The sequence below is a fragment of the Arthrobacter sp. E70 genome (assembly GCF_058266945.1).
Genome location: NZ_JBYQFR010000001.1, coordinates 1 through 16,704, shown reverse-complemented (window position 1 = coordinate 16,704; position 16,704 = coordinate 1). Strand labels below are relative to the sequence as shown.

At 65.1% G+C, this 16,704-nt stretch carries 13 protein-coding genes; 3 read left to right on the top strand and 10 right to left on the bottom strand.

The genetic code is table 11. From position 1 onward, the window contains the following. Positions 1-77: 77 nt before the first annotated feature. The 6 genes from AC3IMC_RS00065 to AC3IMC_RS00040 all read right to left on the bottom strand — a co-directional run bounded on the left by AC3IMC_RS00065 (position 78) and on the right by AC3IMC_RS00040 (position 6,313). Positions 78-584, bottom strand: coding sequence for a gluconokinase (locus AC3IMC_RS00065; RefSeq protein WP_490916364.1), 507 nt, complete (start codon positions 582-584; stop codon positions 78-80). Further along, positions 584-895, bottom strand: a complete 312-nt coding sequence (locus AC3IMC_RS00060) for a putative quinol monooxygenase (RefSeq protein ID WP_490916363.1) — start codon at positions 893-895, stop codon at positions 584-586. The genes AC3IMC_RS00065 and AC3IMC_RS00060 overlap by 1 nt, the downstream gene beginning before the upstream one ends. Beyond that, positions 892-1,815 carry an NAD(P)-dependent oxidoreductase gene (locus tag AC3IMC_RS00055; protein WP_490916362.1) on the bottom strand — a complete coding sequence of 308 codons (924 nt, stop codon included), beginning with the start codon at positions 1,813-1,815 and terminating at the stop codon, positions 892-894. The genes AC3IMC_RS00060 and AC3IMC_RS00055 overlap by 4 nt, the downstream gene beginning before the upstream one ends. A 3-nt stretch (positions 1,816-1,818) precedes the next feature. Next, positions 1,819-3,738 (bottom strand): TRAP transporter large permease, encoded by a 1,920-nt coding sequence (locus AC3IMC_RS00050; protein ID WP_490916361.1) that lies wholly within the window; start codon positions 3,736-3,738, stop codon positions 1,819-1,821. A gap of 96 nt (positions 3,739-3,834) precedes the next feature. After that, positions 3,835-4,866 (bottom strand): DctP family TRAP transporter solute-binding subunit, encoded by a 1,032-nt coding sequence (locus AC3IMC_RS00045; protein ID WP_490916360.1) that lies wholly within the window; start codon positions 4,864-4,866, stop codon positions 3,835-3,837. Positions 4,867-4,960: 94 nt separating this feature from the next. Continuing rightward, a complete protein-coding gene (locus AC3IMC_RS00040; protein WP_490916359.1) occupies positions 4,961-6,313 on the bottom strand; it encodes an NAD(P)H-dependent oxidoreductase in 1,353 nt (450 codons plus the stop codon). Between the two features lie 235 nt (positions 6,314-6,548). Between AC3IMC_RS00040 and AC3IMC_RS00035 the strand changes: the two genes are divergently transcribed. After that, on the top strand, positions 6,549-7,583 hold the full coding sequence (locus tag AC3IMC_RS00035) for a LacI family DNA-binding transcriptional regulator (RefSeq protein WP_490916358.1): 1,035 nt from the start codon (positions 6,549-6,551) through the stop codon (positions 7,581-7,583). 135 nt (positions 7,584-7,718) lie between these two features. Here AC3IMC_RS00035 and AC3IMC_RS00030 read toward each other — a convergent pair whose 3' ends face one another. After that, a complete protein-coding gene (locus AC3IMC_RS00030; RefSeq protein ID WP_490916357.1) occupies positions 7,719-8,621 on the bottom strand; it encodes an intradiol ring-cleavage dioxygenase in 903 nt (300 codons plus the stop codon). 229 nt (positions 8,622-8,850) lie between these two features. On the opposite strand from AC3IMC_RS00030, the gene AC3IMC_RS00025 reads away from it, so the two are divergent. Together AC3IMC_RS00025 and AC3IMC_RS00020 are read left to right on the top strand one after the other, a co-directional pair. Next, positions 8,851-10,626: a helicase HerA-like domain-containing protein gene (locus tag AC3IMC_RS00025; RefSeq protein ID WP_490916356.1), complete on the top strand. Its 1,776-nt coding sequence runs from the start codon at positions 8,851-8,853 to the stop codon at positions 10,624-10,626. Positions 10,627-10,780: 154 nt separating this feature from the next. After that, entirely contained in the window at positions 10,781-11,773 is a 993-nt protein-coding gene (locus AC3IMC_RS00020; protein ID WP_490916355.1) for a hypothetical protein, read from the top strand. 107 nt (positions 11,774-11,880) lie between these two features. Here AC3IMC_RS00020 and AC3IMC_RS00015 read toward each other — a convergent pair whose 3' ends face one another. From AC3IMC_RS00015 to AC3IMC_RS00005, 3 genes are all read right to left on the bottom strand, one after another. Continuing rightward, positions 11,881-13,905: an NHL domain-containing thioredoxin family protein gene (locus AC3IMC_RS00015; protein WP_490916354.1), complete on the bottom strand. Its 2,025-nt coding sequence runs from the start codon at positions 13,903-13,905 to the stop codon at positions 11,881-11,883. After that, positions 13,905-16,061, bottom strand: coding sequence for a bifunctional copper resistance protein CopD/cytochrome c oxidase assembly protein (locus AC3IMC_RS00010; protein ID WP_490916353.1), 2,157 nt, complete (start codon positions 16,059-16,061; stop codon positions 13,905-13,907). Before AC3IMC_RS00010 ends, AC3IMC_RS00015 begins: the two co-directional genes overlap by 1 nt. A 115-nt stretch (positions 16,062-16,176) precedes the next feature. Next, a complete protein-coding gene (locus tag AC3IMC_RS00005) occupies positions 16,177-16,461 on the bottom strand; it encodes an HU family DNA-binding protein (RefSeq protein WP_011693739.1) in 285 nt (94 codons plus the stop codon). Between the last annotated feature and the right edge of the window lie 243 nt (positions 16,462-16,704).

Below are 16,704 nucleotides of genomic sequence, written 5' to 3'. Positions count from 1 at the left end.
ACAGCAGGGCTACCCCCTGAAGGGGCGACGGCGGCACTCGCCTTGCCGCCGTCGTCGTACCTTCCAGCAGGTCGAACTCAGTTCACTGCCGACAGCACCAGCAGTTTCCGGATTCGTTCGACGGTTGTGTCAATGCCCCCCGTTGACTCGATCATCAGGCCGGATTCATCGTTCTGCAGCTCCTCCAGGGTTTCCAGCTGGGAGGTGAGCAGCGACGCCGGCATGAAGTGTCCGGGGCGCTGGGAGAGCCGGTCCTGCAGTGCCGGCCTGTCAGCCTGCAGCAGGATGAATGTGGCGGCAGGCGCGGCGGCACGAATGGCATCCCGGTAACTGCGCTTCAGGGCCGAGCAGGCAATAACCGTTCCGTCTCCAGACGCCGTGGACAGCTCGGTACCCACGAGATGGAGCCACGGCCATCGGTCCTCATCAGTAAGGGGAACTCCGGAGGCCATCTTCCTGACGTTTGCCTCGGGGTGCAGGGTGTCGCCATCGACGAAGCGGACACCCAACTCGGTTGCGAGCGCCTGGCCCACTGAGGATTTCCCGGCGCCGGAGACCCCCATGACCACGATGCTCTGAGGCATTACAAAGCACCCTGCCGGGCAGTGCCGGCAGGAATGGGAACCAGACGGGTGACCTCGACGGGTTCTGCCAGGAGTCCTTCCAGTGATGCGTTGAGCCGCTTGACGGCGTCCCCGACGCCGTGCGCGTCGAGCAGCTCGGCGCTCTCCCACTTCTCGATCATCACGATCTGGCCGTCGGGAGAGTCGTGGATGGCGTACAGGAGGCATCCCGGTTCTTCGTGGACCTCGGCGATGGCGGGCTTGAGTGCTGCGACCACCTGGTCCCGGGCGCCGTCTTTGGGCGTGAATACTGCTGTGACGACGATAGTCATGATGGTTCCTTTACTCGATCGCTGGTGATGCTTAGGTAGATTCCTGTGTGGTCAAGGTCCCCGAGACCTTCGGTGACCATTGTTTCGAATTCCGATGTGAGGGTGTTGGCTACGGGCAGTGAGAGTCCGGCTTCCGCCGCCGCCTCCGTGACAAAACGCAGGTCTTTGAGCTGGTTTTTGGCCGAACCGCCGCCGTCAAAGTCCCCGGTGATCCAACGGCCGCCTTTTTGTTGCAGGACTTCGGAGTTTGCGAGTCCGCCTTTGAGGATTGCCTGGACCTTGTTGAGGTCCAAACCCGACGCCTTCGCCAACGCCATTGACTCGGACAAGGCAGCGACGGTCGCTGCCACCACGATCTGGTTGCAGGCCTTCACGATGGCGCCCGCCCCGGCCTCCCCGAACCACATGACGGTGGAGCTGTAGAGATCGAAAAGCGGAGTCAGCCATTGGACGACGTTCCCGGGCCCACCGGCCATGACGCTAAGCCGGCCCTGCTCCGCCCCGATGGTTCCGCCGCTGAGCGGCGCGTCGATGACCACGATGCCGTACAGGGACTTACAGCGGGCGGCGAACGCGGCGACCGCCGCGGGTGACACGGTGCCGTGGATGACCAAGACAGGTTCGATCACGCCTGCCTGCCCCCACCCTGCGAGCAGGCCGTTATCGCCCTCCAGGAGTGCTTCGACGTGGGGCAGGTCCGGCAGCACGGTCAGGACAACGTCCGCTGCCGCATCGGCCGGCCGCAGCGCCAGTGTTCCCCCTTCGATGGCTTCTGCTTTGGATGCCGTCCGGTTCCATAGGGTCAGGGGCACCCCGGCGTCAATGATGTTTCGGGCGATGGGGGCTCCCATCGGCCCGGTGCCCAGCAGTGAAACGGAAACACCGGGAGCCAGGGGTGAGGAAGGTTTGTTTTCTGTCATGGATTAGAAGGGGATCAGGCCGGCGAGGGCGGGAAGGAAGGTGCTGAACCAGGGCACAGCTGCGAGGACGAGGAGGCCGACAAAAACTGCCACCAGGTACGGCCAGAAATGTTTGAGGCTGTTTTCCACGGTTTCGCGTGCGGTGGCGCAGGCGACGTAGAAGCCAACCCCTGCCGGCGGGGCGAAGGAGCCGATGCCCATGGAAATGATGAGGACCATGGCGTACTGCACGGGGTTGACGCCGAAGTCGGTGGCGATCGGCAGTAGCAGCGGGGCGAAGATCAGCACCGCGGGCAGGCCTTCGAGCAGTTGGCCCATGATGACCAGCAGCACGACCGTTAGAAGCATGAACATGATGGGAGAGTCGCCCAGTCCGGACATCAGGTCATGGATCTGCTGGGAGACGCCGGCCAGGGCGAGGGTCTGCGCCAGGGGCGACGCAGCGGCGATGATGAACAGCACCATGCCCGCCGTCGTCGTCGTTTCACGCAGGGTGTCGCCGAGCAGGCGCCTGCTGCCGCGCCGGTAGGCGGCCGCGAGCACGAAGGCGTAGGCGACGGCGACGGAGGAAACTTCCGTGGGTGTGGCAAATCCGCTGAGGATCCCGACTACCATGCCCACGGGCAGCAGAAGGGTGGGCAGGGCGAAGAACGTGGCGGAGCCCCGGGCCCGCCAGGTGGCCTTGGCGCTTGGGACGCCGCCCTGTTTGCGGGCCCTTAGGAACACCAGTGCCATGACCACCAGGGCGAGGAAGGCTGCCGGAACGAAGCCTGCAAGGAAAAGGGTGGTGGTTGAGATGGTGGTGATGGACCCCAGGATGAGCAGCACAATGCTGGGCGGAATGGTTTCGCCCATGATGGCCGATGCCGACAGCACCGCGACCACTTCGCCACGCGGGTATTTCCGTTCTTCAAGCATGCCGCGCATGGTGGTGCCAACGGCTGCGACGTCGGCGACCTTGGAGCCGGAGATGCCGGAGAAGATGTACATGGTGACCACCACGACCTGCAGCAGGCCGCCGCGGAGATGGCCGATCAGCGCGTCGACGAGCTTGGCCAGCGGCAGGGTAAGGCCCGCGGAGTTCATGACCGTGCCTGCCAGGATGAAGAACGGGATGGCCAGCAGGACGAAGCCCTTGGCTCCGGACGCCATGCCGATCGGGATGGCGCTCACGTCGGAAATGCCGCCGAGGTACAGGTAGATTCCGGAGGCCAGGGCGAGGACAAACGCAATGGGCAGGCCCAGGAACAGCAAGCCGAACAGGGCCACGAGGACCACCACGAGCAGGACGTTCGGGGAGGCGTAGTAGAACAGCGGCGGGGAGACGAGGACGACGACGGCGAGGGCGGCGGCGATTCCGGCACCAACGACGGCGGGACGCCAGTGCTGGCGGCGAAGTTTGACCAGGGCAAACCAGGCGATGAGGACCATGCCCACAGAGAAGGGCATGTTGACCCAGAAAACGGGCAGCTGAAGGATGGGAGTCTTTTCCTCGAGCTGCTGGACGAGCGTGGGCACGAACAGGGCCAGCGCGCCGGCGCTCATGACAAAGACGAGCCAGTCCACCAGTGCACCGAGGTACGGCTTCCATGTGGCGGGCAGGCGCATGATGAGAGCCTGGACGGACATGTGCGCACCCTTCGGGTAGGCAATGGCGCCCCCGATGAAGGCAATGGTCAGCAGGGCAATCTCGGACACCTCCTGCGTCCACAGCACTGAGTCCCCCGTAATGACGCGGACCAAGATGTTGAGGAGGATCACCGCGAGCTCCGCGAGAATCGCTGCTCCCACAATCCATTCGAGCGTCTTGTCGAGCCATGCAGCGCCGCTCCAGCGATCCGGCACGTGGTCGTGGTGAAGGATTTCCTCCGCTTCGAGGGGAAGGACTTCCTCAGAGTCCTTAGAAGCAACGGTGGGTTTCATGGTTTTCCAGACTGTCGACATTGATAGCGGGGGTTCGGTGGGGAGTGGAGTGTTGGTACGGGTGGGAGCCGCCGAAAGGGCTCCCACCCGTCCCGACTACTTCTTGCCGGCGAAGGCGATGGCCTGGTCGAAGAATTCCTTACCAATGAGCTTGGAGAACTCCGGGTAGAGGCTTTCGGAGGCGGCCTTGAATTCGGCGAGTCCGGAGGCGCTGAGCTCGTTGGCCTTCATGCCCTTTGCCGTCAGTTCATCCAGTTGCTTCTTGGACTGTTCCTCGTCATAGCCGGTTTTGAAGGTCGCCGTTTCCTCGGAAGCTGCGTTGAGCGCCTTCTTCTGGTCATCCGTCAGGGAATCCCACTTCTTCGATGACAGGGCCAGCACCCAGGCGTCGTTGATGTGGTTGGTCATGGAGACGTACTTCTGCACCTCGGAGAACTTGTTCGTCCAGGGAACCTCAATCGGGTTCTCCTGGCCGTCGATGGTTCCGGTCTGCAGGCCGGTGAAGACTTCGGAGAAAGCCATGGTAGTGGGGCTGGCGCCGAGCTTTCCGAAGAAGTCGGTCCACAGGGTGTTGCCGGGTACCCGGATCTTCAGCCCCTTCAGGTCGGCCGGCTGTTCAATCGGGCGCACGGAGTTGGTGATCTCGCGGCCGGTCCGGGTAAGGAAGGAGAGCGCCACCGTGTCCTTTGCGGCCAGCTTGTCCTTGAGGACCTTTCCAGGTTCTCCGGCGAGGAACTTTGACTCTTCCTTTGTGTCCGCGAAGAGGTAGGGAATGCTGATGCCGTTCATCTCCGGCACCACCGAAGCGTAGACGGAAGTGGACAGAATGAGCCCGTCGAGCGACCCACCTTGCAGCCGCGTGACGGCGGCGTTCTGGTCCCCGCTAAAGCTCGTGCCGTTGGGCACCACTGTGACCTGGACCGAACCATTGGAGGTCTTCTTGACCTGGTCGGCAAAGTGCTGGGCGGTCACGCCCACGGAGGAGGTCAGCGGGTCCGGGATGGAGAGCTGAATCTTGGCCACCGGGCCGGTCTGGCCAGCGGGGGTTCCGCCAGCACAGCCGGACAGCAGGGCGGCAGCCAGGCTGGTTGCCAGTACCCCGGTGATGGCGCGGGTCTTGAGATTCATTCGATGCCTTTCTTCATTGGAAGGATGCGGTGCTGCGGAGGAACGCGGAGTGTGGCCGAGGGCAGCGGTTTGGCTTGAGGCCAGTGGTATTACTTCAGGAGATGGCGACAGGGGCAGCGATAAGCGCTTCGGTTTCGCGGCGGAGTTCCAGCGCCTGGGACAGGGAGTCATCAATGATGACATCGTCCCAACCAACGATCGCTCCCTTGGGCACATCGTTACGCAACTCCACATGGTGGGCAAGGGCGACAGGGAGTGCACCGGTGGCAACCGAGTGCTTGGCGGAAACCAGCTTTCCCCAGACCGTGAAGCCGCCTTCGCCGTCGAGGAATTCACCGGCTTTGAGGTCTTTCTTGGCGGTGGCGACCACGTCGCCGTAGAAACCGACTGGGCCGCCGGTGGGGATGCCGCGAAGGACCGCATTGGCAATGGACATGTTAAGTTCGAGGCCCACGTAGTGGTAGGGACGGTACAGGGCGGCGTACTGGCCCGTGGGGTCCGGGTGCCAGGGGTATTCGTTGAAGCAGCCGGAGACGTAATCGTTGGTTGCCTTGACGACGACGAAGACGCCCTCCTGGGTGTTGTGGCTGATCCAGCTGCCATCCCGGTTGACGCTGGACATGACGTCGACGCTTCCTTCGTGGGCCAGGGAGCCACCGACGGCGGCAGGGCGGCAAATCGTGGCGATCTCCTCAACGTTGCCGGGCGTGAAGCTCAGGCCGGTATCGGCGGGAGCCAGCCCTGCGCCGTTTGCTACCGCCGCCATTTCGATGGCGGCCTTGGTCCCGTCGCGGAATGAGGTGTGCATGTAGGGGTTGAGCTGACCCGAGTCGGTCAGTTCCTTGGAGAATTCCCAGTTTTCCCAGACGTTGTCCGGGTTCATCTCGTGGTAGTGCTCAAGGTATTTGGCGCCCTTGCCTGCGCAGACCACGTCAAAGCCGCTGGTACGGGCCCAGTCGACAAGTTCCATGATGAGGGCCGGCTGGTCACCATACGCCATCGAGTAGACCACGCCGGCTTCCTCGGCCCGCTTGGCAAGTGCCGGGCCGGCAAGGGCATCAGCTTCAACGGTGACCATGATGATGTGCTTCTTGGTTTCGATGGCCTTCAGGGCGTGCTTGATGCCCACGATCGGGTTACCGGTGGCTTCGACAATAACGTCGATGTCGACGTCGAACAGCTCATCGGCATTCGCAACGATGGCCGTGGACCGGTCCCGCAGAGCCGTGGCGATGTCAGGGGCGACCTGCGCTGCGGGCCAATCCACCAGCTCGAAGGCTCCTTGGGCGCGCTTGACGTTGATGTCTGCAATGGCAACGACGTGAATGCCCGGAATGTTGTTGGCCTGGGCCAAGTACATGGTCCCGTAGCGCCCGGCGCCGATCAGTCCAACACGGATGGGGCGGGACTGCTGCTCGCGTTCGCTGAGGAGTTTATGAAGGTTCACGGAATCTCTCTAAGGGGTGCCTGGCGAAAGAAAGCACCTCCGGCAGGCCGGATGGCGCAACTTCTTTGTCGCATTTTGGAGGGAAAACTGGACCGGAGTGGAACCGGTTCCACTTTTGTACCAGCCGCTGATAAGCTGTGTCAACGATCACCTTCACGGCCCTCGTAATGAAACGAGCGGACCGAAAGGGTTGATCTGGATGATGACAACCAGGGCTTTTTCTCAAGGAGGAGCGGTGCGTAAAGCGCCTACTATTCGCGATGTGGCGGCGGCTGCAGGAGTATCCGTCTCCGTGGTCTCACGGGTCCTGAACCCTGAATCGGGACCGGTAGCGCCTGCGAAAAGGCAGGAAGTCCTCAGGGTCATTGATGAACTGGGTTACCGGCCCAGGGCAGCTGCGCGTGAACTCAGCGCCGGGCATGCACTCACCATCGGACTGGTGGTTACAGATCTCTCCAACCCCTTTTTCGCCCGCCTGGCGGACAGGATCGTCTGGGAGGCGCGGAGCCACGGCGTCCAAGTGGTGTTGATGACCACCCAGGAGGATCCGCACCTGGAGGCAGACTCCCTGGACACTTTGCTCGACCGGTCCGTGAGTGGCGTCATTGCCACTCCCACGGGCGGCAACATCGAAAAATGGCGACGTCTTCGGGACTTGGGCGTCAACGTAGTCTTCATCGACCGTGCCATCGAGGAACTCGAAGACGTTGACGTTGTAAGCATCGAGAACTTCGACTCGGCCCAGCGGTCAACCGAGCATCTCCTGAGCCTGGGCCATACCCGGATCGGGCTGATCACGGGCCCACTCACGACCTCCACCGGAAGTGCCAGGCTGAACGGCTACAGGGCCGCCCACCAGAATGCATCCCTGCCCGTAGACCCCACGCTTATTCGTGACGTTCCTTTCCGCGGGGACGCAGGTGGCGGCGCCGTCGGATCACTGCTCGCCATGCGCCAGCCGCCGACGGCGCTCATCGTTGCCAATACCGCTCAAGTGCAAAGCTCTGTGCGGCGGCTCGTGCAAATGGGCATCGACATCCCGGACGAGCTTTCCCTCATTGTCTTCGACGACAATCCCTGGACCGAACTGACCACTCCCCCCTTGAGTGTCATCCGCCAGCCGCTCGACATGCTTGCGGTCCACGCCATCGAGCTGGTGCTTGGGCGGATGCATGGCAAGCTCCCGGACGGAGCCCGCCGCATCGAGGTCAAAGCCGACTACCTGCCCCGCAACAGCTGCGCACCGCTCATTGCCTCGGTGGCGCACTGAAAAATACTGCACCGCCGTCGTCGCGGCAGGAAGCCGAACGTTTCGTCGCCGGAGACCCCTTCGTGACCGAAGGGCTGGCCGAAGCACGGCTGCTGGAATGGAATGCTGTCCACCTCGGCTAGGTGCAGTCCCGCATCAAATGGTCACGTTGAGCCCCGCGGTGTAGCCGGCAGCAGCCGAGCCGGTCATCGTCGCCAGCTGGTAGATGCCGCCGTCGTCGCCGAACACGTTGTCGGACTTCAGCGTGGTGCGGGTCATGTTCGTGACGCTGCGCTCATAACCCGGGGTGCCATATACGTCGTCGCAGGCCGCTTTCGGCAAGGCGATCTGCGAGACGGCCAGTACCTGTCCGGCTGTCGTGGCATTGTTCATGGACTCGAACACCTCGAAGTGGATGTGCGGCCAGCGTCCGGAGTATGCGCCGGGGAAGATGGAGGTAAAGGTGACCTGGCCATTGGCGTCGGCTTCCTGCACGCCCCGGAGGTAGTTTTCGTTCTTCAGGCTGGAGTCGTACATCGAGTACTTCCCGTCCCGGTCGCAGTGCCAGGCGTACACCGCGGCACCGGCCATGGGAGTGCAGCCGTTTGCGTTGTCCAGCAGCGTCAGGGTGAACGTCAGTGGAATTCCCTCCGCCGTGGCCGAAGAAGTCCCAAAGCTTGAGGTGATGTCCCGGCGCACCACTCCGGATGCTTCCAGGACGTTCGGGCCGTTGGATCCGTCGCCGGGGTAGGGGCCGGCTGTTTCCTGCGGGATTTCCACGCCGCACTCGGCGATGGCCCGGGTCAGGGTCGGGGTGGCGGTGGCGGCTGCATCCGTGGCAGAGGCAGCCGACGACGACGCTGCGGCTGTTGTCGAGGTTGTTGCGGGCGAGGTGGAGTCCGAGTTTCCGGCTGGCGTGCAGGCGGCGAGCGCCGCGACCGCACCGCCGGCACCGAAGAACAGTCCCAGGGACCTACGGCTCATCAGCGTGGACAGATCAAACTCCAGCCCCCGGTCATGGTCGGGATGCGGCTGGTCGGATTCGCGAAATGTGGTCATAGTGCGATGCAACACCACGGCCCTATGAGCGGGATAGTCCGTTTCTGTGCAGGCGCTGTGGATGTGCGGCGGCAGCCGGACATCCCCCAAAAGGGCCGGGTCGCGGCTCCGATGAACGTCCGACGGCGGCAGCAGCCCCAGGTGCCCCGGCTGCAGTCCCTGGAACTGGGTCGCGGACAGGCGGGACGGCCACCGCCCAATCCGCGGCAGCCGCCGCTAAGCTGGCGCCATGGCCACCAAAACCACAGCAGAGAAGCTTGCCACCATCCAGAAGGGCTATGCGCTGGAAGGCGCCACCATCGAGCTGGGAGCCGCCATCATCGACGGCGAGCTGCACAAGGACGCGCCGGTGCGGCTGCCGCTGGCCATGATGAACCGGCACGGACTGGTGGCCGGTGCCACCGGTACCGGCAAGACCGTCACGCTGCACATGATGGCCGAGCAGCTGTCCGCCGCCGGCGTCCCCGTCTTCCTGGCCGACATCAAGGGCGACCTCTCCGGCCTCGCGACGCCCGCCGTCGGCAGCGACAAACTCAAGGCCCGCACGGACAGCATCGGCCAGCCGTGGGAAGGCAAGGCGTTTCCCGTGGAGTTCCTGGCACTGGGCGGCGACGGCAACGGAGTCCCGGTGCGCGCCACGGTGACCTCGTTCGGTCCCATCCTGCTCTCGCGCATCATGGAACTGAACGACACGCAGGAATCGAGCCTGCAGCTGGTGTTCTACTTCGCGGACAAGAACGGGCTGGAGCTGATCGACCTCAAGGATCTCCGCGCCGTCATCCAGTTCCTCACGTCGGACGAAGGCAAGGACCAGCTCGAGGAACTCGGCGGCCTGTCCAAGGCAACCGCGGGCGTGATCCTCCGGGAGCTCGTGAACCTGGAGGCGCAGGGGCTGGAAAAGTTCTTCGGGGAACCGGAGTTCGATACCGCCGAGCTGCTGCGCACCGCCCCGGATGGCCGCGGCGTGGTTACCTGCCTGGAACTACCCACCCTGCAGACCAAGCCCATGCTGTTCTCCACCTTCCTGATGTGGCTGCTGGCGGACCTGTTCGAGGACCTCCCCGAGGCCGGCGACCTGGACAAGCCCAAGCTGGTGTTCTTCCTGGACGAAGCCCACCTGCTGTTCAACGGAGCCACCAAGGCCTTCCTGGACGCGATCACTACCACCGTCCGGCTGATCCGGTCCAAGGGAGTGGGCATCTTCTTCGTCACCCAGACCCCCAAGGATGTTCCCGCCGACGTCCTGGGCCAGCTGGCCAACCGGGTCCAGCACGCCCTGCGCGCCTTCACACCCGAGGACGCGAAGGCGCTTAAAGCCACCGTGTCCACGTTCCCCGTCAGCGACTACGACCTCGAGGAAACCTTGACCTCCGCGGGCATCGGCGAGGCCGTTATCACCGTCATGAATGAGAAGGGCGCGCCCACGCCGGTGGCCCTCACCCGGCTCCGCGCACCGGAATCGGTGATGGGCCCCAGTGAGGAAGGACTGGTTCGAAGCACTGTGGCTGGCTCCGCCCTGCTGGGCAAGTACGGCACCGCGGTGGACAACCCTTCGGCCTACGAGAAGCTCAACGGCAAGGCTGCGGCACCCACCGGTCCGGCAGCACCTGAACCCGCGGCTGCCGGCGCACCGGCCACTCCGGGCGCGTACGACATTGACGCCGAAGCCCGGCGGATCGAGGAGGAGATCCTGGGCCGGCCCAGCAGCAGGCCCGCAACCGTTCCTCTACCCGTACCCCAGGAGCCTGAACCGCAATACAGCGCACCGCGTGACACGGCTCCGCAGGACCCCGCTCCCCGGGCCAAGGCGCCGAAGGCTCCCCGGGCGCCGCGCGCCCGCCCATCGCAGTCGGCACCGGACGGGATGATGGGTGACCTCGGCGCTGTGCTTGGCGGTGCACTGGGCGGCGGGCTGAAGAGCATGGCGCGTTCCATGGGCACCCAGCTCGGGCGCGAACTGCTCCGCGGAGTGTTCGGCACTTCATCACGGCGCCGCCGCCGCTGACCTGAACCAGTACTTGGCCAGCACCCGCAAAAGGGGACGCTGACGGCCCTTCCTGCTCCCGCCGTCGTGCTTTAGGGGTGTGGTACCCGGGGAACTAGGGGAGACGCCAACTTCAGTGTGCCGTCGCAGTGACGTTACTGTAAGAAACGTGCAGATGAGTCAAGCGTTGGTGAGGATGGCGGCCGGATGGCTGCTGGGCCTCATGCTTGCCATCGCCGGAGCCGTTGTGGCCATCAACGTGGTGAACCGGACCGTGGCCAGCCCCCAGCAGCCAGTGCGGGAGTACCTGGACGCCTTGCGGGCAGGCGACGGCGGCCGTGCACTGGGCCTGCTGCGGGCCGCCGTGCCGCCCAGCAACGCCGCCATGCTCGACGGTGCCGGGTTGCAGACGGCCGCTTCCCGGCTCTCGAATGTGAACATCGGCGACCCGGAGGAGCGGCCCGGCAACCAGGTGATGGTGCCGCTGGAGTACACCATCGACGGCAGCCGGCTCCGCACCGAGTTCCTGCTGCAGAAGACCGGCACCGAATGGATCTTCTTCAACACCTGGGCATTCGTCCCGTCCCGGCTGCCCACCGTGGACATGACCGTGGTCAACGGAAACGAAGCCACCGTCAACGGCGTTCCGGTGAACATGCCCAACGGCCGCAACTCCTTTGCCGTGTTCTACCCGGGCGAATACGAAGCAGCCCTCGACGGCGAGTACTTTTCCGCCCCCGCCACCCGGGCTACGGTGACCTCGAAGGACACCCCGGTGGCCCCGCTCAACCTGCTGACCCAGGCCACCGACCGGCTGAAGAACGACGTGTCGGCCAAGGTCCGCGAATTCCTGGACGGCTGCGCGGCCGAGGCCGTCAAGGAACAGAAGCTGCAGCCCGACTGCCCCTTCTATTACGCCAGTAACAACAGGGTCCAGGACGGCACCATCAAATGGACCGTGACCGAGTATCCGGGCGTCTCGGTGGAGCCGTTCGACGGCCGCTGGGTGGTGGCGCCGCTGGACGGCAAGGCCAAGGTGGAAGCCCTTCAGCAGAACGCGTTCACCGGGGCGTGGTACCCGCTGGATGAAGAGGTGGATTTCAGCTTCACCACGCGCCTCGACGTCTCCGGGGACACCATCAAGGTAACCCCGGTCCTGAGCTTCTAGGGCACCGCCCGTCAAACTGGGCTGCTTTAGCTGCAGAAACAGAACCGGCCCGGTCTTCAGGCTTCCAAAGCTTGAAGACTGGGCCAGTCCAGCAAAAAGCCGCCGGTTCAGTCCATCCCGCGGAGGTCCAGGACCAGTTCGGAGTCGCCGTCGGCCTGCAGGACCACGGGGATGCCCCAGTCCTGCTGGTACAGGTGGCAGGCGGCGTGGTCGGGGATCTCGCCGTCCTCGGTTTCGGGGCCGTCGCAGGCGGCCGCGCGGGCGGTGATGTGCAGGACGCCTTCCGGAACGTCGGGGGACAGCTCCAAGGTGCGCAGCAGGCCCACCGAGGTTCCCCCGCCGGACGCCAGGAGTTCCGGCGGGGTGGAGGAGATCTTCAACTGGGTGGGGTCACCCCACCGGTCATCGAGCTTCTGGCCGGTGGGTGCCGTGAAGCGCACCGTCAGTTCCAGTGCGCCAGGAGCCACGGGGCTCTTGGGCCGGTGGGTCTGGGACGCGCCTTCATCCACCTGCTGCGCTTCCTTGGGGATGGGCACGTACACCAGCTGGTGCTGGTTCGCCTCCACCACCACCAGCAGTGGCTCCGACCCGGCGGAGTGGGTGTGGTCCACGATCACGTCGGACGGCTCGGCGAGTCCGCGGGCCAGCGTGGACACGGTGCGGGAGGCGGGGTCGTAGCGTCGGACGGCACCGTTGTAGGTGTCAGCAATCGCCACCGAACCGTCAGGGAGCACGGTCACCCCGAGCGGGTGCTGCAGCCGGGCCTCGCCGGCGGGCCCGTCACGGAAACCGAAGTCGAACAGGCCCTTGCCGACGGCGGACTCCACGGTGACAGTTCCGTCATCGCCAACGGCCAGCTTGCGGAGTGCGGACGTCTCGGAGTCCGCCACCCAGATGTTTCCGTCCGCGTCCTCGGCCAGGCCCGAGGGCTGGGCGAACCAGGACTCGTGGGCAGCGCCGTCCAGCAGGCCTTCAAGGCCGTTGCCTGCCACGATGGCCACGTCGCCTGAGACGGGGTCGAAGCTGAAGATCTGGTGCGTGCCGGCCATGGCCACCACCACGGCGTTCAGTTTGCGGGACCACACCAGGTCCCACGGTGAACTCAGGGAAACCTCGAGCGGGTGTCCGCCCAGGCGTCCGGTGAAACCTGCCGCGTCCTCGTCCACCCGTGCCGGGCCGGTCTCGAGCAGCCGCTGGATGCCGTTGCCTGCCAGGGTGGAGGCCTTGCCGTCGGTGAGGGACAGCCCGCGGAGGCGGTGGTTCACTGAGTCGGCAATGACGACGTCGTAGCCAACCTTCGCTGCCACATCTTCCGGCAGCAGCACCAGGCCTTGGGGTTCGTTGAACTGTGCGGTTGCGGCGTCGCCGGCGGCAGGGCCATCAGCGTAGCCCTTGGTGCCCGAGCCGAAGGTGCCCAGGACAGTGTGGAAGTCCGTGCCCAGCTCCACGAGGCGGTGGTGGCCGGTGTCGGTGACCAGCCACGAACCCTTGTCCGCAGCGTCCGCCACCGCGGCACCTGCCGCTGTGCCGCCGTCGGACACTCCCTCTGTTGCCGTGGAGCCGCGTCCCGGGGGCAGGAACAGCGCCTTGCCAGGGAAGCGCAGGGTGCCGGAGGTGGCCTCGGGCGCCACGTAGGGGCCGGTGCCACGGTGCAGCGTGCCCTTGGCGTCGTGTTCGGCGATGAGCTCGGGGATCAGCACCGACAGGCCGTCCGCGTGGCCCTCGCCGGAGAGGTGCGCCACGATGTAGCCCTCGGGGTCGATGACCACCAGTGTGGGCCACGCACGCGCGGTGTACGCCTTCCAAGTGTCCAGCTCGGGGTCGTCCAGCACCGGGTGGTGGATTTCGTAGCGTTCAACCGCAGCGGCCAGGGCCACGGGATCCGCCTCGTGCTCGAACTTGGGCGAGTGGACGCCGACGGTCACCAGGACATCGGAGTACTGCTCCTCCAGCGGCCGCAGCTCGTCCAGGACGTGCAGGCAGTTGATGCAGCAGAAGGTCCAGAAGTCCAGCAGCACGATCTTGCCGCGCAAGGCTTCGAGGTCCAGCGACTTGCCGCCGGTGTTCAACCAGTTGCGGCCCACCAGTTCGGAGGCCCGGACCCGGGCATGGTTGCGTACGGTTTCGCTCATTAGCGTCCTTCCAGCTTGTTACGTTCAGCCAGCCTGGCATCGCGTTCGGCCAATTTGGCAAACATATCGTTGTAAGCGGCGAGATCGGCGTCGTTATTCCTGTCGGCCGCCCGGTCCACGCGTTTGGTTTCCCGCTGGTCCGACCTGGACCACATGATGGCGACGCCGATTGCCACCAGCAGCGTGGGCACCTCACCAATGCCCCAGGCCACCGCGCCGCCCATTTGCTGGTCGACGAGGGCGGACGGCCCCCACGTCCGGCCCAGGTTGCCGAAGTAGTCCGCGGCCAGCAGCCCGGTCCCGCCCATGATGGAGACGCCGAAGAAGGCGTGGAAGCCCATGGTGGCCAGGAGCAGGAGCAGCCGCATGGGGTAGGGCGCCCGGCGCGGCAGCGGGTCCGTCCCGATCATGCTCAGGACGAAGATGTAGCCGGTGAGCAGGAAGTGCAGGTTCATCAGTTCGTGGCCCACGTGCTCGCGCATCGCGAAGCCGAACAGGTCCGAGTAGTAGAACAGGACGATCGAGCCGGCAAAGTTGGCTGCCGCGAACAGCGGATGGGTGACCAGCTGGGAGAACTTCGAGTGCACGAAGACCAGGAGCCATTCCCGCATTCCGCGTGAGCCGTCGCCGCGGGCCGGCAGGGCACGCAGGGCCAGCGTGACCGGAGCGCCCAGCACCAGGAAGATCGGGGCCACCATGGTCAGCGCCATGTGGTCCACCATGTGCGCGGAGAACAGGATGCGGCCATAGACCGACGGCGGCCCGGACGTGATGTAGGTCAGCACCACCAGGCCAATGATCCAGTTAAGGGACCGGAACCATTGCCAGGTATCGCCGCGGCGGCGCACCTTTGCCACGCCCAGGAAGTAGGCCACCAGGCCGAAGAGCGCCACCGCCACCCAGAGCCAGTCCAGCCGCCACTCGCTGAGCCAGCGCTCTGGAGTAAGTTCCGGGGGAAGGTCGTAGCCGCTGAGGATGAAGGCGGGCGATGCGTCCGGCGCCAGTTCCGTTGGCTGCGGTGGAGCCGAGCGGCCCAGTGCCACGGCAATGCCGGAAGTGGCGCCCATGATGAGCAGCTCGGCCAGGATCAGCTGCCACAGGACGCGCCGGGCCGGCATGGTGGAGCCCTTGAGTCCCAGCTGCGGGATAACCCACTGCCGGTGCATGAAACCGATGCCGCCCAGGACCACCGCGGCGGCCGTCTTGGCCAGGATCAGCTGGCCGTAGGCCGAGCCGAAAAGGTCCGACCAGCTGGTGACGCGGATGCTCGCGTTGATGATGCCGGACGCAAAGACCAGCACGAACGCGAATCCCGCCAAGCTGGAGAAGCGCCGCAGGGTGGGTTCGGTGATGTCGGTTGCCGCACCTGCCTTCGGGCCGGCCAGGATTCCGGACAGCAGGGCCAGGATGACGATGCCGCCCACCCAGGTGCTGACGCCTACCAGGTGCAGGCCCAGGGAGTTGATGGCGCCTTCGTGGTCCGAGGAGCTTGAGGAGTGGCCGATGAGCGCCGTGGGGACCAGGCCGATGAGCGCCAGGATCAGTGTCAGGGCGAGGCCGCCGAGTGACCTGACGCCGAACAGCGCGGTGGTGACGACGGCGGCGATGATGGTGACGGCGAGCCAGGCCCGGCCCGTCTCGATGTCCGTCATGAAGTACACCAGGGCCTGGGTGAACGCGGGGTCCCCGGAGAGGCCCTGCCCCGCAACATCCGCGTAGGTAAAGACCAGGACGGCAATCGCGGACAGGGTCCAGACTGCGCCGGCAGCTGCCGCCACGGCCAGCGCGCGGGTGAAAGCGGGATGCTCCGGGGCTTCGCTGGCTCCTTCCCGCTCCCGCGCGCGGGCGGTCAGGTTCTTTGGCAGGATTCCGACGGCGAAGATCAGCCCGCCGATGACCGTGGCCACGGAAACGTTATGGATGGCCTTGCTGACAGGCAGGCCCCAGCGGACCAGAGCTCCTGGATCAGAGACACCGCGGGCCGCTGCGGCGCCGGAGAAAAGCAAGGCAGCAGCAAGGGCCACGAAGACTGCTGCCAGGCCGGCAACCTGCCAGGGGGTCCGGATTCCGAGGTGGCCGCCGTCCCGGGCCGGAGATCCCTTGCCAGGGCCGGACCGGGGCTGGGTGGAACGTGGTTTTGCGGCAGAAGACACCATTCCATTGTCCGCCACCACCGCCCGGGCGGCGAATCGGGCCTAAAGACAAAAGGAGCGGCAACCCATGGGTTGCCGCTCCTTGCTCTGCCCTGCAGTCCGCAGGCAGAAGGAAGTCCTACTTCTTGGAAACAGCAGCCTTCAGCTTGGAACCGGCGGTCAGCTTGACGCTGTGGCCCGCGGCGATCTGGATGGTTTCGCCGGTCTGCGGGTTGCGGCCGGTGCGGGCAGCGCGGTCGGTGCGCTCGACGGCAAGCCAGCCCGGGATGGTGATCTTTTCGCCAGCGGCGACAGAAGTCTCGAAAACCTCGAACAGTGCGTCGAGGACGGAGTTGACGGCTGCCTGGCTGGTGCCGGCCTTGCCAGCTACCTCTGCAACAAGTTCACTACGGTTCTTAGCCATTGATGTCCTCCTGGACGGTTATGTTTCTGGAGCCTGCACGCGGCATGCGCGCAAGCCACTGTTCGAAAACTTACCAGCTTGGACCCTTCCGGTCCGCAAATTCCGCGTGTTTCCGCGACTTTTTGAGGTTAATCACGAGGTTTTAGGGGATATTTCCCTCCCCGGAGGACAGTCACCCCTGCCCGTCCCCTGTCTCCGGTGCCCCATCATGTTCCGCGGTTCCGCCGCTTCCTATGGGCTTGT

Coding starts and splice junctions, on each gene's coding strand:
- AC3IMC_RS00050 (WP_490916361.1), bottom strand. CDS start 3,738: ATGAAACCCACCGTTGCTTCTAAGGACTCTGAGGAAGTCCTTCCCCTC.
- AC3IMC_RS00010 (WP_490916353.1), bottom strand. CDS start 16,061: ATGGTGTCTTCTGCCGCAAAACCACGTTCCACCCAGCCCCGGTCCGGC.
- AC3IMC_RS00030 (WP_490916357.1), bottom strand. CDS start 8,621: ATGACCACATTTCGCGAATCCGACCAGCCGCATCCCGACCATGACCGG.
- AC3IMC_RS00025 (WP_490916356.1), top strand. CDS start 8,851: ATGGCCACCAAAACCACAGCAGAGAAGCTTGCCACCATCCAGAAGGGC.
- AC3IMC_RS00045 (WP_490916360.1), bottom strand. CDS start 4,866: ATGAATCTCAAGACCCGCGCCATCACCGGGGTACTGGCAACCAGCCTG.
- AC3IMC_RS00005 (WP_011693739.1), bottom strand. CDS start 16,461: ATGGCTAAGAACCGTAGTGAACTTGTTGCAGAGGTAGCTGGCAAGGCC.
- AC3IMC_RS00065 (WP_490916364.1), bottom strand. CDS start 584: ATGCCTCAGAGCATCGTGGTCATGGGGGTCTCCGGCGCCGGGAAATCC.
- AC3IMC_RS00015 (WP_490916354.1), bottom strand. CDS start 13,905: ATGAGCGAAACCGTACGCAACCATGCCCGGGTCCGGGCCTCCGAACTG.
- AC3IMC_RS00020 (WP_490916355.1), top strand. CDS start 10,781: ATGAGTCAAGCGTTGGTGAGGATGGCGGCCGGATGGCTGCTGGGCCTC.
- AC3IMC_RS00060 (WP_490916363.1), bottom strand. CDS start 895: ATGACTATCGTCGTCACAGCAGTATTCACGCCCAAAGACGGCGCCCGG.
- AC3IMC_RS00055 (WP_490916362.1), bottom strand. CDS start 1,815: ATGACAGAAAACAAACCTTCCTCACCCCTGGCTCCCGGTGTTTCCGTT.